The sequence below is a fragment of the Margalitia sp. FSL K6-0131 genome (assembly GCF_038008735.1).
Classification (GTDB): Bacteria; Bacillota; Bacilli; order Bacillales; family Bacillaceae_C; genus Margalitia; species Margalitia shackletonii.
On record NZ_JBBOZS010000003.1, the window covers coordinates 46,854 to 60,931 of the forward strand.

Consider the following 14,078-nt stretch of genomic DNA (forward strand, 5'->3'; position numbering starts at 1 on the left):
TGACAAAAATACTAAAAGTAGTAATATTATTATAAGTACTAAAGGAAGTGTTTGTATTGTCTAAGAAATTGACAACATTGCAATCCATTTACAAAACAACTCTTAGCACATTAATGAAATCTGAAGATGAATGGAAGAAATATTTATCGTTTGCTGCGCAGATACATAAGTATCCATTTGACCAAGCAGTACTTGTATATGCTCAAAACCCAAATGTTAGTATGTTGGCGCCTCTAAGCATTTGGAAACAATTTAATAGAATTATTAAGCATAATTCAAAAGCCATAGAGGTTATTAAGTTTGAAAATGGCCAAAGTAAAGTTGACTATCTCTTTGATATTTCTCAAACTACAGGCAATGTTTTGCAAAAACCACAATGGGAAATCCAAGATCAAGAGAAGGATTTTATTATAAAAGCAATATCACAAAATCCTAATCATTCACTTGAAGAAGCTATTGATGATTTAGTGAAAAATATCGCTAAAATTCACTTTCTTAATGCAGAGGATTATTTTGAACAAACATTCGCTAATGAACTGAATGATGCTGAATACAAAATGCAAGTGAATTCACTTTATAATCTAGTTGTGGCCAGCTCGCAATATGCAGTGAGAGAAAAATGTGGATTGGTAGCTGCCAGTAATTTAGATATGTCCTATTTAAAAAATATTGATTCTATTGCTAAAGTGAATTTATTAGGAAACCTAGTTACAAATAGCACAAAAGCAGTTATGAATGAAATTGCGTTAATAAAGAAAAATTTTATATTAGAAAGGAATATGGATAATGACAGACAATTTAGTTTACCAAGAGAAAGACGGACTACTTTACCCGAACATTCAAATAAGCAACAATCCGCAACACGATCAACCCCTGGGGATTTACGGGAAAAGGGCAATGGCGTATCTACAGGAAACGAATCCACTTCGGTTCTCGGAATTAGTAATGACAGGGACACTCATGGAAACGATGCACCAAGTAGACAAGGAAGCGAAAGAGAAGATTATCAATCTAATGAGGGACTTAGAGAAAACGAATCCGCAACCGAAAACGGAGGACATATTTCTAACAACCCAACACAAGAATCAATTGAAGGCACAGGCAGAGGAGATCGTCCTCAAGGAATTCGTGTATCAACCCAGATAAATAATGATGAAATAGAAGAAAAAGAACTTGTTTCGAGTGATGAAACAAGTTCTTTTGTTATTTCTAAAGAGGAAAATGGACAATTAGAATTATTTAATGACTGGGATTCTATTGGGGAAAGTAATGAGGAACAGGACACGGAAAATATTACTGGAAATGAAGAATCTTCCGTAACCATCACCCAAAAAGATATTGATGATGTCCTGATTCATGGTACTGGATTTGAAAATGGAAAATTACGTGTAGTGAATTTATTTGCAACGAACCCAACAGATAGTGAAGCAGCCACGTTCCTTAAAAAGGAGTATGGCATTGGAGGTTGGGGAAATTCAAGTTTATTTGTAAATTGCGATAGCAAAGGGCTATTTATTACAAAGGATACGGCAAAAAAGCAAATAACATGGACAAATGCTGCTAAACGTATTAGACAATTAATTAGCCTTAAACAATATCTATCCCCTTCAGAAAGGGTAGAATTGGAATCCTATAACGAACAAGAAAATAAAGCAGATAATAATCAGGATTCCAATATTGTTCCTACAGAAACAACTAATGGGCAGGAAACTATTGTACAAAATTATCGGTATAATGAATCCGATGATTTGTATCCAAGTGGAGAAAAAACCAAATTTAAGAATAATATCGAAGCCATCCGTTTATTAAAGCAATTAGAACTAAATAAACAAATTGCAACACCTGAACAACAAATAGTGCTTGCTAAGTATGTTGGTTGGGGTGGTCTTGCAAATGTTTTCTCTACAGAAAATGAAAAGTGGGAAAAAGAACAATTAGAATTAAAGACATTACTAACGGATAAAGAATACAGGGAAGCAATGGAAAGCACTATAACTGCTTATTACACTGACCCGAATATCGTTAAGAAAATTTATGGTGCCTTAAATAAATTCGGATTTGAAAATGGAAACATTTTAGATCCAGCAATGGGTACGGGTAATTTCTTTTCTGTATTGCCTGAATCTATGAATCAATCTAATTTAACAGGGGTGGAATTAGATAGCATAACAGGAAGGTTAGCGAAACAATTATATCCAAACGCTAATATTTTGGTACAAGGCTATGAAACTACAAATTTTAAGGATAATCAATTTGATGTAGTTATAGGGAATATCCCTTTTAATAATATTCAAGTGTCTGACAAGCGCTATGATGAACATAAATTCTTGATCCATGACTACTTTATCGCTAAATCTTTAGACGTTGTTAAACCCGGAGGAATCATAGCTGTTATTACCTCAAAAGGGACAATGGATAAAAAGAGTACAAAAATAAGGGAGTATATGGCGGCAAGAAGCGAATTGCTAGGGGCTATTCGATTACCTAATAATGCTTTTAAATCAATAGCTGGCACGGAAGTTACGACAGACATTCTCTTTTTGAAAAAAAGGGAAGAAATGATTAATATCAATGATTTATCAATCCGGCCAAATTGGATTGATATAAGTCCAATGCCAAATAATCATATAGAAATTAATAATTATTTCATTGAAAACCCCCATATGATGTTAGGGGAAATTGAATTTGACGGTTATTATGATGGTTCCCGTCAATATACATGTGTGGCTCATGAGGGTCAAGATCTATTAAAGGCAATAGATGAAGCTATGGAGAATATTAATGGCTCATTTACTGCTAAAGTAGTTAACACAAATGAAGAGGAAAAAACAGAAGATACTCATACTGATGTTTTGGATGCACCTATAGGTACAAAGAATTTCACTTATGTAGTACAAAACAATAAACTTTATTACTGCGAAAATAAAAAATTAATTCCGCAAAATATAAATAAAACAACTGCCAAAAGAATAATGGGTTTGTGTGAAATTCGTACTGCATTAAAAGATGTCATTGATATACAAACATCACCATATGAAGAATCTGAACTAAAAAAGAGACAAGAAATTTTAAACAAAAAATATGATGAATTTGTTAGCAAATACGGGTACATTAATGATCCTGTTAATCAGAGAGCATTTTTTGAAGATGAACAATTACCTTTGCTTTTATCTATTGAGGATGAACAGAGTGATAAAACCTTTAAAAAGGCAGCTATTTTTTACAAAGCTACTATTCGTCCACAAGTAGTTAAAGATTATGCGGAAACAGCCCAAGAAGCATTAGAAATGTCATTAAATCATAATTTGCAGGTCGACATTCCATATATGTCTAAATTATGTAAGAGCGATCCTGAAACTATTATTAAAGAGTTAGGGAATCTTATATATTTAAACCCTGAAAAATATACAGGAGACATAACTAAAGGATGGGAAACAAGCGATGAATATTTAACTGGGAATGTCCATGATAAATTAGCATATGCAAGACTAATGGCTACAAAACATCCTAACTTGTTTCAACGGAATGTAGAAGCTTTAGAAGATGTACAACCACCGAAATTGTTACCTGGTGACATCCACTTTCGAATCGGTTCGCCTTGGATTCCTAAAGAATATTATCAGGAATTTATGTACGATTTACTTGGAACATCAACCTTTAATAAAACTAGTGCTTACGGAATTAAGTTGGAATATTCAACATTCACCAACACTTGGAAAGTAGAGGGAAAAGATAGAGAAAGTAATTCTGTAAAAGTAAATTCTGTTTATGGTACTGCTCGTAGAAACGGGTACCAAATATTTGAGGACTGTTTAAATTTACAAGATTCTACCGTCCGAGATCCTAAACAGTATTTAGACAATAATGGGAAAACTCAAGTAAAGTATGTCGTTAATCCAAAAGAAACCATGATTGCAAGATCAAAACAACAAGAGATTCAGGAAGCATTTCAAAATTGGTTATTTCAAGACCCTGTACGGTCAGAACATTTATTGCAAATATACAATGATAATTTTAATAATATACGGCCAAGAACTTATAATGGGGAACACTTAACCTTTCCTGAAATGAATGAAGAAATGCAATTAAGGTCACATCAAAAAAATGTTGTTGCTAGAATCTTATCTACAGGAAGGGCATTAATGGCGCATGAAGTTGGTGCAGGAAAGACCGCCGCCATGATTGCAGCTGCTATGAAGTTAAAGCAGATTGGCGCAGTGAAAAAGCCAATGTTTGTAGTTATGAACCATACGATAGACCAATGGGCGAAAGAAATTTTAAGGTTTTATCCTGGGGCGAATGTTCTCGTCACCACAAAAAAAGATTTTGAAAAGAAAAATCGTCAACGCTTTGTTTCGAAAATTGCCACAGGAGATTACGATGCAGTAGTTATTGGTCATAGTCAATTTGAAAAAATACCAATATCGAAAGAACGTCAAGAAAATAATTTACGAAAAGAAATACAAACATTATCTTATGAAATTCAACAAGCAAAAAAGGAACAGGGAAATAACTGGAGTGTAAAACAACTCGTCATTTTCCAAAAATCATTAGAAAATCGGTTAAAAAAACTAATTAATGAAGAAAAAAAGGATGACGTAATAAATTTTGAGGAACTCGGAGTAGACTGTTTGTTTGTTGATGAAGCACATGCATATAAAAATCTTCATACTGTTACAAAATTACAGAATGTAGCCGGAATTGGTACTTCGAGTAGCCAACGTGCAACCGATATGAAGATGAAATGTGAATATATTCAAGAGATAAATCAAGGTAGGGGTGTTATTTTTGCTACAGGTACACCGATAACTAACAGTATGTCGGAATTGTTTGTTATGCAAAGGTTCCTACAGCCTGATTCTTTGCAACGTGCAGGACTTGAATTCTTTGATAATTGGGCAGGGACATTTGGTGAAGTGGTGTCATCACTAGAAATGACACCTGAAGGTTCAGGGTATCGAATGAAATCAAGGTTTTCAAAGTTTCATAACCTTCCAGAATTAATGAATATGTTCAACCAAGTAGCAGACATTCAAACTGCTGAAATGTTAAAGTTACCTGTACCTAAATTAAAAGGTGACAAAGCGCAAATAATTGTATCTGAGTGTTCGGACTTCCAAAAAGAAAAAATGGACGAATTTGTAGAAAGGTCAGAATTGATTAGAGACGGGGCAGTTGATCCATCCATTGACAATATGCTTAAACTAACACATGAGGCAAAGCTAATGGCGATTGACCCACGATTAATTGATGAAAATGCACCCGTTAATGAACATTCTAAATTAAATATGTGCGTCAAAAACGTTTATAAGATTTGGGAAGAAACAAAAGATAAAAAGTCAACGCAAATGATCTTTTGTGATAGTGGAACTCCAAAACCAAATAAATTCAACGTTTATGATGAAATAAAGAATCAATTAATGAAAAAGGGTATACCTTCAGAGGAAATAGCATTTATCCATGATGCTAAAACGGATGTCCAAAGAGATAAACTATTTTCTAAAGTCCGAAAGGGTGAGGTACGCATACTTTTAGGAAGTACTAATAAAGTTGGTACTGGAACGAATGTACAGGACAAATTAATTGCCGGACATCATATTGATTGCCCTTGGAGACCAGCAGATTTAACACAAAGAGATGGACGTATACTAAGACAAGGTAATACCAATGAGGAAGTTGCTATATATCGTTACGTTACAAAAGGAACGTTCGACGGGTACCTATGGCAAATTCAAGAACAAAAACTGCGCTATATCTCTCAAGTGATGACGGGTAAAAATATTTCACGTTCTTGTGATGATACTGACGAAACTGTTTTAACCGCAGCAGAAGTTAAAGCAATCGCTACAGATAATCCTTTATTGCTTGAAAAAATGACACTCGACAATGAAATTACCCGATTACGTTTAGTAAAGAATCGTTGGAGTAATGAAAAAGCACAAATGGAAGAAAATCTAAATAAAACTTTTCCGACAAGGATAAAAGAATATCAAAAATCTATTAGTAAATACGAAAATGATTTAACTACTGCCCTTCAAAGTAAAGAGGACAGCTTTCAAATACAAATTGCTGGAGAAATGTATACGGATCAAAAAGAGGCCGGAGAAGCTTTAAAAGCAGTAGTTAATTCAAAAACCATTGATGAAAAACCGTTAATAATTGGGGAATATAAATCTTTAAGGGTCTTTGCTAGGAGAAATGTATTTAATGAAATGCTAGTTGGGTTACAAGGTGAAAGTAGCCTTGAAGTACGACTGCTGAAAGATGAAAAAGGAAACATCCAAAGATTAGAAAGTGTTGTTCAAGAATATCCTAAAAAGATAAGAGAACTAGAGACAAATATTGAGAATACAAAAATACAAATGGAAGATATAAAGTCCGAACTAGAAAAGCCTTTTGTATACGAAGAACAACTTACTTCCCTAATAAAAAAACAAACAGAATTAAATTTGAAATTAGAATTTGAAAATGAAATAAAACAATATGATGAATCAAAAAAAGAGGAACCGTCATTATCCTCTCCATCAAAAAATAATGCTTATGAATTGGAAAGATAAAAAATAGCCCTAGGACAGTTTCTAGCTGTCCTAGGGCTATTCATTTTTATTTCGATGTTTCAGTAACTTTTGTAATTGTCCCTTGATAGTAAGAATACCATCTTTGTTTATTAGGATCTTTTTCATCTTGCGTGTCAGGAGTAAGAAATACTTGTGCAATACTTAAAGTACCTTTATAACCATCCTTATCATACTCGAAGTATCTAGGCATTTGATCTCTACCCTTTCCTAATTCCCCTACTAAAGCAACAAAACCTGTTTGAGAATCTCCATTTGTTGATTGTGCATAGAATTTGCTTTCAATATTGAGTTTTGATTCAGCTTTTGTAGTTTCTTTTTGTGTTACCACAGGCTTTGTATCTACTGATTTTGCGGTTACAGTTTTAGTAGCTACAGGCTTCGTTGTCGTAGATTTGCTTGCCGCAGTTACCGATGGATTGTGGAAACTGTAGAAAGAAGCTGATAAAATCCCTAATGAGAAAGTAACACCTGTGATAATTTTAGTAACTTTTTTCATAATTATTCCTCCATTTACATATAATTAGTAGTTTTATTATATCATAGTTGTTATTTTAGTATTATGTAATTTACAATATTTCGGAATATGCCATTTTGTATTAATATTCCGTATGAATATCTCGCCCCCTTTCTAATACTAATTATACTAAAAGTAGTACAAATAGTAAAGATAGTATTTATATTTTTTTTAATTTTTTTATTCCTATTAACATCAACATACAAGTTGTAATTGCCCACTTGAATCAGCAATTAGTTCTGTTCCGTAGTCCTCATTGATGATCACTTTGAATATTGCTTCAAGCACCTGAACTACAATACTATTACCAGCTAAAGCATAAAGTGTTGCATTACGTTTACCTTCTTTTGTCGGAAACTCTTTTAACATAAGTTCAAAATCTTCATCATTAAACCCAAGCAATCTCCAACATTCTCGCTCTGTCAAATAGCGATATTGTGGCTGATTTAATCGAATAATACCTGCGTTTGGACAACGATCTTGTCTTTCGGTTATTGTATAGCAATAGTTTTCAATAACATCTAATTGTCTCTTATATCTTCCTATTGGCTTTGGATTAAATTCTTTAATTTTACTAAGCATTGAAGGAACGGTGATAAGATATTGTTCTGGAATATTATCATTCGGTCCATATTCCAAAAACTCATTTATGCTTCTCATAGGTTGATGTTGCAACTTACTAAAATCAAACATTGCATTGCCTAATAAAGAAATACAGAAAACTCTTTCTCTTGCATGTGGAATGCCAAAATTTCGAGCGTCCAAAACATCGAAGGAATTCGTATAACCTAAATTCTTCATTTCCTGTAGATAATAATTAAAAATAGGTATTACATTACGATCAAGTACTCCTTTTACATTCTCCCAAATGACTACTTTTGGTTTCCATGTACCCATTTCTTTGATAATCCGTAATGTCTCAATCATTAATTGGGAGCGAGAATCCTTTGCGACTCCTTTTCTTTTTATATTCCCCCTACTGTTATCCTGGCAAGGTGAACCATGTACCAAAATATCAGGTTTTAAGTTCCAGCCTCTTACATCTTGAGGTTGATGTAAATGGTCATATAATGCGTTATAAGCTTTAACTCTATTGGGTTGCCATTCTACATAATCAATACATTTATGATTAATACCTAGATTTATAAGCGCCTTACGAGGTGCTCCTATTCCTCCAAATAACTCAAGAATCTTTATCAACCTTCATCCCTCCAAATTATATAGGTACAAAAATAGTATTATTAGTAATGTTACTCAACGTAATGGGAATAGTATTATTAGTAATGTTACTCAATGTAATAAGAATAGTATCTCCCCTACCGAAAATTAAACTAAGAACAAAGGGAATGTGTCCCAAAGATAAATTAGTAATAAACGATATGAAAGAAGAGGGAGGAAGAGAAACACCCCTCTCCTTTATTCCTCATCTAAAATTTCAATCTCACAATCTGTACACACTTCCAAAATCGTATAGCCACCCACAAACTTTGTATTACATTCAAACTCTCTTCCGCAAAACGTACATTTTTCCATATCTCATTTCCTCTCGCTCTCAGAAGCACACTTTTTTTTAGTCCATTTCGCTGAGTATTTTTTTGGTTTTCTTCCAACTGTATAAATTTCAATTCCCATCCACTTCTTTTGAATAATAACCTGCATTTTTACTACCCCCTATTTTATTCCCTAATCAAATTATACTATTATTAGTACTTATAATAAATATACTATTAGTAGGTTATTTAGTAAACATAGTACCTATATTATAATTACTATTATTCTGGAATCTTCTAACTAAATGAAATTGTTTGTTTGTAATAGATTCGTATATAATGGTCATCCACTATTTCATAACCGAAAATCGAAATCATACGATGATAGTCCTCCAATCCCCTTAAAAAATCTAATTCGCCTTTTACTTGGAACCAATCATCAACCGTAGTAAATTGGATCATTTTCTCGTTCGCTATTCTTTCTTTATTAACTGGCTGGATGTTTAATATAGCTTCTATTTCCTTTAGAGAAAGAGAATAGTAATCAGTCACTTTGTTCGGGTAATCTTCATCAACTATAAATCGAAGAGTTTCATCTAAATATTGCATACTGTTTATTCCTTCCTTTCGGGATTTCTTAATATCATTATACTACTTTTACTACTTTTAGTAAATAAACTAATAGTAATAAGTGCACTAAAATAATTATTAAATTTACATTTGACAAATTAAAGGGAGTAGCTAATTGCTACTCCCTTTTCATATTACTTTGATGCTTATTATCAATTCTTTCTTCTATGTTCCTGATATATTCCTTATTGCTCATTATCTCTTTTTTATTACTTTCTATTAGTTGTTCTAAAGATAATTTTCTTTTTGCTCTCATATATTAAACTCTCCTTACATCAGTTCATTACAATTTCATCATCTATTGAAGATCTTGTATAATCGACTTGATTCCCTTCGCTAAACCCTCTTTGATAAGCTTGAATTTCTCCTATTGGCGGCAACTGAAAACCTATACCCTTGGTCCCCGCGAACATTTCATCATATGCAGATTGAACCTCAACAGGTAGTAAAACCATTAAACCAAATTCTTGTTTCATTTTTTCTACCTGCTCTTTAAAACGAGTATCCATTCCCTCCAGAAACCCCCGAATATAAGAATTCTTGTAATCCGCCGTCTTTCCATGATCTCTAAAGAAACCTTTATCTTTATATTGTTCTTCTACAAACTGCTTTGTATAAAATGTTAAAACGTCATATGCTAAAACATACATTTCTTTGGCCAATTCAACATCCCTGTCAAAACCTAAAAAAACGATTGCTCTTTTGATTTTCTTTTGACCATTCAAATGTTTATTATTATAAAAGAATTTCACTCTAAAATTGTTAGAAATAATGATCGCTAGTTTTCTTTCCCACCAAAAAAGCTTCTTATGTACCGTAACTTGTCCTTGCTTAATATCTTGGCTTTCTTTTTTAGATTCAACTTCCCCCATCGAGATATCATATTTAATCATTAATTTCTGTGCCATTATAAAAGCTGATTGGGATTCTTCATCATTTTTATTGTCGTTAGCTATAGCAAGTAGCCCTTTTATTTTTTTTATTATTCCATCATTCCTATTATCCATCTAAGTGTTCCCCTCTTTCTGCTTCAAAAAACTTTTATATAGTAAGGTATAAATTTTATATTTTTAGACCAAAATATTAATACTGCACGTAATAGGCTATTCATTATATAACTTTATAAATCTCTTTACTAAACCTATCTCATGCTTAATTTTATCGTTTTCATAAGCACTTACTGTGTTTATGTTGATTCCTAACTTTTCTGCTACTTCTTTCTGGGTAATATTTTTCGCGAACCTCATTAGTCTTAATTTAGTACCAATTGACTCTTTCAACACATACACCCCTTCTTTCAACGACTAAGAAGCCCTAGAATAGTCGTTGAAATATCTCTTAATTTCGGTTCCAATCCATCTTCCCATAAAAGTAGGTACCGCATTACCTATCTGTCTATATGCGTCATTATCTGTCCCTGCAAACTCAAACCAATTGGGAAAACCTTGTAACCTAGCATATTCTCTTACCGAATAAGGTCTTACAGATACCCCATCGTTAATAAGTCTTGTTGATCTATCTTTTGCATAATGAGCCACGCAAGTAGGAGCAATTCCATCTAAGTCGGTGATTATAGGCTTGTCACGATACATCCCATTTAAACGCCTAAGAACGTAATCAGGTGTATACACCTCTGTGCCAACATCAATAATATCTCTCATTCTTACGGGTCTACTTTCAGGATATCTTAAACTATAAAAAGGCCTTTTAGTACCAATGACTATTAATCTTTTTCTTTCCTGTGGAAGCCACATATTTGCATTGACAGGACATTCCACCCTAACATAATAATTGGGTAGTTTAGTAAGACATTCCATAACGACTTGGAATTTTCTCATTCCAGGAACATTCTCTACTATATAAACTTCTGGTTGAGCCAATGCTACGTGACGAAAAAAATGAAGAAATAAATCGTCCCCGGTTCGTGTCCCGTGAATATCAGCAATATTGCTATATTTAGTACAAGGAAATGTACCAATATATACGTCGGCTTCTTGTTGGTCTAATACTGTGATCTTCGTAATATCACTTTCATTTACTTTATGTGTAAAATTCCTTCTTAAAGTTTCACATGCAGTCTTATCAATTTCAAAAGATTCAAGAACATGAATCCCTGCTTCTATCATGCCTAAATCCATTCCGCCTGCACCACTAAAGTAACTTTTTGCCGTAATCATATTTTCCTCCTTAAATACTGATTATCTATTTTAATATATATTATACTACCATTAGTAAAAGTAGTAAATATAATAATTGCAGGAAAAGTAGTATTTTTTTAATGTACTGCAATATATCTACAAATAATAAAAACCGTCCGTAGACGGTTCTAGTCTTTTATCTGCACATCCATAATTTCACCAAATAAAATGTACTCAAAAGAATTGTCATCCAATAAAAGCTTTATTTGATGTTTGATTTGGTCAAAAGAATGTATCTTACCATTAAACACTTCAGTAAATCCATTGTCGAAAACAGTAAACTCTATTCTAAGTTTTTTTTCTTTCGCAAAGTGAATCCGTTCCTCAAATTCTTGCACCTGGTAATCATCTAACAAAGGCTTTTGAATTCGTTTCTCATCAATCCAAATTTGCTTTATTCCTTCCACATGCTCGGACATGAAAAATCCATTCCACTTTTTTAAGCCACGATCTTTTATTTTATCAAAATCCATCATTATTCACTCCTTTTCAATGAGAACACTTGTTCTTATTATATAAGAAATTGTGTTTATTTAAAAGAGATACTTATCTAATTGTTTTAATACAAATACTAAAAAACAGGAAGCTTACTATTTAAATATCGCTCAACAATTCTAATTTTTATACCGAGTTTCTTCCTATTATATATACACTTTTTTTAGGTAACTTTCTTTCCTCATATAAATAAAGAACATTTATCAAGAAACAACTCCATTTTACTTTTTTTCTTTTAAAATGTTTTTTTATAATTTTATTTTTAATTAATAGATTTTTCCTTAAAGTGCATTTTTTCTTAATATGCTCTACTTTGATTTTGATTCATTTATATCTCAATCATGTTCTATTTCACTTTAGCTTTTTTATAATAGATATTTTCCAAATACTAAAGTTAGTAGGAATATCATTAATAGTAAAAGTACTATTCTTACTAACTTTGTTTTGTGTAAACTATAGGTATACTCTTGTTTTACAAATATAAAAGCGCTATACTATAGGAAAAGGAATGTAAATTATAGTGTAAAATATGAATTGAGTTATAGGAGGGGCAAATGGTAAAATTACAAGAAGAATGTATAATGATTGAATATTCTTGTAAAGACTGTGGGGAGTTTATGTTTTCCACAATAATATTAGTTAAACAAAAGTGTCCTAAATGTAATAAACTTATGAATGCAGATGAAATAGAGTAACAAAGTAGACCCGAAATGCGACAAAGAGGAGGAGCATAAATGAATAAGCCTATTTCCGATATACAAGCTGATATTATCTTTAAGGCTCTTTATTACACAGCACGTAATGAAGGTGTTGAAATATCAGACGAGTTAACTGAAATATATGAAGTATTAGCAGAACAAAACCCAAAGGAAACACATGTAACGGATACTATAGAAGTCATGAGGTATTTAAGCGAGGATATTAAAAATAGTTCGGTGTATAAAGAATACTTCATAAAAGAAGATGATTTATAGTAGAATAACTATCTGACACAATTAGCATGGAGTTTTAAAAAAAATAAGGAGTGATAGAAATGTCGTTATTCAGTGAAGGATCATACAAGCAAGAAATATATGATAGCTTACATTGGATTATTAAGAACTTTAATCCTGAAGTTTTGGATAGAAAAGAACAATTAGTATTTATACATCAAAACATTATGTATTTAATAAATGGTGAAAAAGAAAAATTGAATACCTTTGTTCATGAATGGGTGCTTGAACGTGGTTTATCTTATCGAGAAATTTTACGGGAACTCGGAGAAATGTATCAGGTTATGACTTATTATGATTTTCCAATCGAATAGTAATTATTAGAAGATCAAATATTGAAAGATTAGATTAATACACGTTACGAATTTGATGTACTGTGGAACCATTATGTAAAGGAGAGTGAAAAGATATGAAAGCAAAGCTACTTAAATTTCCTATTACTGATTTCGAAGAAGTATACGCAGTTATTGATGATGAAAATCAGAGATTACACATATCTCCCGTAAATTACAGTTATATCATTACATTAGATTTAACAAGGGATTTAAATGAGGAAATTGTTCTGAACACCCAGTATGGAGAAACGAACTTTAATAATAGGGTTCGTAAAGTAGTAGGAAAAATCATTAAAGAATTGAATCTAGCGTAGTTGAACCATACTGTTCACTAAGTAAAGGAGAGAATTTTAATGCAATATACAGGCTTAAAAGACAAGAATGGTAAGAGAATCTATGAGGGTAACATTTACCATATGGGTGACAAAAACATCACCTATACAGTAGTACAGCGTGATGGTGGCTTTATTGGAAAACAAAACGGAAGTAGTAGTTATGCAGGTTTAGAACATTGGCAAGATAGAATTGAAATCGTTGAAAAGGCATAAGAAAACAACTAACTGGATGCTGTACAGTACGAAGTTAATGCTTAGTTTGGATAGTAATATTGTAGTTTTGGTTCATTAAAAATCTAATTTGGATAATAAATTGGAGGTTTTGGATAATGGAAAAAGTTTGTAATGAATGCAAGGGTGAGGGCTATTTTTCTAACGAACGAGGAACCGATTGGCAAGAATGTGAAAAGTGTTTAGGTGAAGGTACTGTTGCATAGTACGAAGATTATTTGGCACAAAGGAGTTGGATATTTTGGATAAAGATTGTTATGTAAATATAAAATCCGAATTA

The 14,078-nt window shown here is 32.4% G+C and carries 13 protein-coding genes; 5 read left to right on the top strand and 8 right to left on the bottom strand.

The window, feature by feature from the left end; genetic code table 11:
• Positions 1-56: 56 nt before the first annotated feature.
• Complete coding sequence (locus NSQ59_RS27795; protein WP_340833423.1) at positions 57-6,557, top strand: SNF2-related protein; 6,501 nt, start codon at positions 57-59, stop codon at positions 6,555-6,557.
• Positions 6,558-6,603: 46 nt separating this feature from the next.
• Here NSQ59_RS27795 and NSQ59_RS27800 read toward each other — a convergent pair whose 3' ends face one another.
• The 8 genes from NSQ59_RS27800 to NSQ59_RS27830 all read right to left on the bottom strand — a co-directional run bounded on the left by NSQ59_RS27800 (position 6,604) and on the right by NSQ59_RS27830 (position 11,883).
• Entirely contained in the window at positions 6,604-7,074 is a 471-nt protein-coding gene (locus tag NSQ59_RS27800; protein ID WP_340833425.1) for a hypothetical protein, read from the bottom strand.
• 213 nt (positions 7,075-7,287) lie between these two features.
• Complete coding sequence (locus NSQ59_RS27805) at positions 7,288-8,292, bottom strand: DNA cytosine methyltransferase (RefSeq protein WP_340833427.1); 1,005 nt, start codon at positions 8,290-8,292, stop codon at positions 7,288-7,290.
• 587 nt (positions 8,293-8,879) lie between these two features.
• Positions 8,880-9,191 (bottom strand): hypothetical protein, encoded by a 312-nt coding sequence (locus NSQ59_RS27810; RefSeq protein WP_340833428.1) that lies wholly within the window; start codon positions 9,189-9,191, stop codon positions 8,880-8,882.
• Positions 9,192-9,330: 139 nt separating this feature from the next.
• Entirely contained in the window at positions 9,331-9,468 is a 138-nt protein-coding gene (locus NSQ59_RS27815) for an FbpB family small basic protein (RefSeq protein WP_340833429.1), read from the bottom strand.
• 19 nt (positions 9,469-9,487) lie between these two features.
• Positions 9,488-10,219: a DUF2786 domain-containing protein gene (locus NSQ59_RS27820; protein ID WP_340833431.1), complete on the bottom strand. Its 732-nt coding sequence runs from the start codon at positions 10,217-10,219 to the stop codon at positions 9,488-9,490.
• Between the two features lie 96 nt (positions 10,220-10,315).
• Entirely contained in the window at positions 10,316-10,501 is a 186-nt protein-coding gene (locus tag NSQ59_RS28065; protein ID WP_445669254.1) for a helix-turn-helix domain-containing protein, read from the bottom strand.
• A 15-nt stretch (positions 10,502-10,516) separates the two neighbouring features.
• On the bottom strand, positions 10,517-11,389 hold the full coding sequence (locus NSQ59_RS27825) for a DNA cytosine methyltransferase (RefSeq protein WP_340833433.1): 873 nt from the start codon (positions 11,387-11,389) through the stop codon (positions 10,517-10,519).
• Positions 11,390-11,538: 149 nt separating this feature from the next.
• A complete protein-coding gene (locus tag NSQ59_RS27830; RefSeq protein WP_340833436.1) occupies positions 11,539-11,883 on the bottom strand; it encodes a YolD-like family protein in 345 nt (114 codons plus the stop codon).
• Positions 11,884-12,639: 756 nt separating this feature from the next.
• On the opposite strand from NSQ59_RS27830, the gene NSQ59_RS27835 reads away from it, so the two are divergent.
• The 4 genes from NSQ59_RS27835 (at position 12,640) to NSQ59_RS27850 (ending at position 13,780) form a co-directional block, all read left to right on the top strand.
• A complete protein-coding gene (locus tag NSQ59_RS27835) occupies positions 12,640-12,879 on the top strand; it encodes a hypothetical protein (RefSeq protein ID WP_340833438.1) in 240 nt (79 codons plus the stop codon).
• A gap of 59 nt (positions 12,880-12,938) precedes the next feature.
• A complete protein-coding gene (locus NSQ59_RS27840; protein ID WP_340833439.1) occupies positions 12,939-13,211 on the top strand; it encodes a hypothetical protein in 273 nt (90 codons plus the stop codon).
• Between the two features lie 95 nt (positions 13,212-13,306).
• Positions 13,307-13,546, top strand: coding sequence for a hypothetical protein (locus tag NSQ59_RS27845; RefSeq protein WP_340833440.1), 240 nt, complete (start codon positions 13,307-13,309; stop codon positions 13,544-13,546).
• Between the two features lie 39 nt (positions 13,547-13,585).
• On the top strand, positions 13,586-13,780 hold the full coding sequence (locus NSQ59_RS27850; protein WP_340833442.1) for a YopX family protein: 195 nt from the start codon (positions 13,586-13,588) through the stop codon (positions 13,778-13,780).
• The last annotated feature ends 298 nt before the right edge of the window (positions 13,781-14,078 follow it).

Coding starts and splice junctions, on each gene's coding strand:
- NSQ59_RS27835 (WP_340833438.1), top strand. CDS start 12,640: ATGAATAAGCCTATTTCCGATATACAAGCTGATATTATCTTTAAGGCT.
- NSQ59_RS27825 (WP_340833433.1), bottom strand. CDS start 11,389: ATGATTACGGCAAAAAGTTACTTTAGTGGTGCAGGCGGAATGGATTTA.
- NSQ59_RS27840 (WP_340833439.1), top strand. CDS start 12,939: ATGTCGTTATTCAGTGAAGGATCATACAAGCAAGAAATATATGATAGC.
- NSQ59_RS27815 (WP_340833429.1), bottom strand. CDS start 9,468: ATGAGAGCAAAAAGAAAATTATCTTTAGAACAACTAATAGAAAGTAAT.
- NSQ59_RS27830 (WP_340833436.1), bottom strand. CDS start 11,883: ATGGATTTTGATAAAATAAAAGATCGTGGCTTAAAAAAGTGGAATGGA.
- NSQ59_RS27850 (WP_340833442.1), top strand. CDS start 13,586: ATGCAATATACAGGCTTAAAAGACAAGAATGGTAAGAGAATCTATGAG.
- NSQ59_RS27845 (WP_340833440.1), top strand. CDS start 13,307: ATGAAAGCAAAGCTACTTAAATTTCCTATTACTGATTTCGAAGAAGTA.
- NSQ59_RS27820 (WP_340833431.1), bottom strand. CDS start 10,219: ATGGATAATAGGAATGATGGAATAATAAAAAAAATAAAAGGGCTACTT.
- NSQ59_RS27810 (WP_340833428.1), bottom strand. CDS start 9,191: ATGCAATATTTAGATGAAACTCTTCGATTTATAGTTGATGAAGATTAC.
- NSQ59_RS27800 (WP_340833425.1), bottom strand. CDS start 7,074: ATGAAAAAAGTTACTAAAATTATCACAGGTGTTACTTTCTCATTAGGG.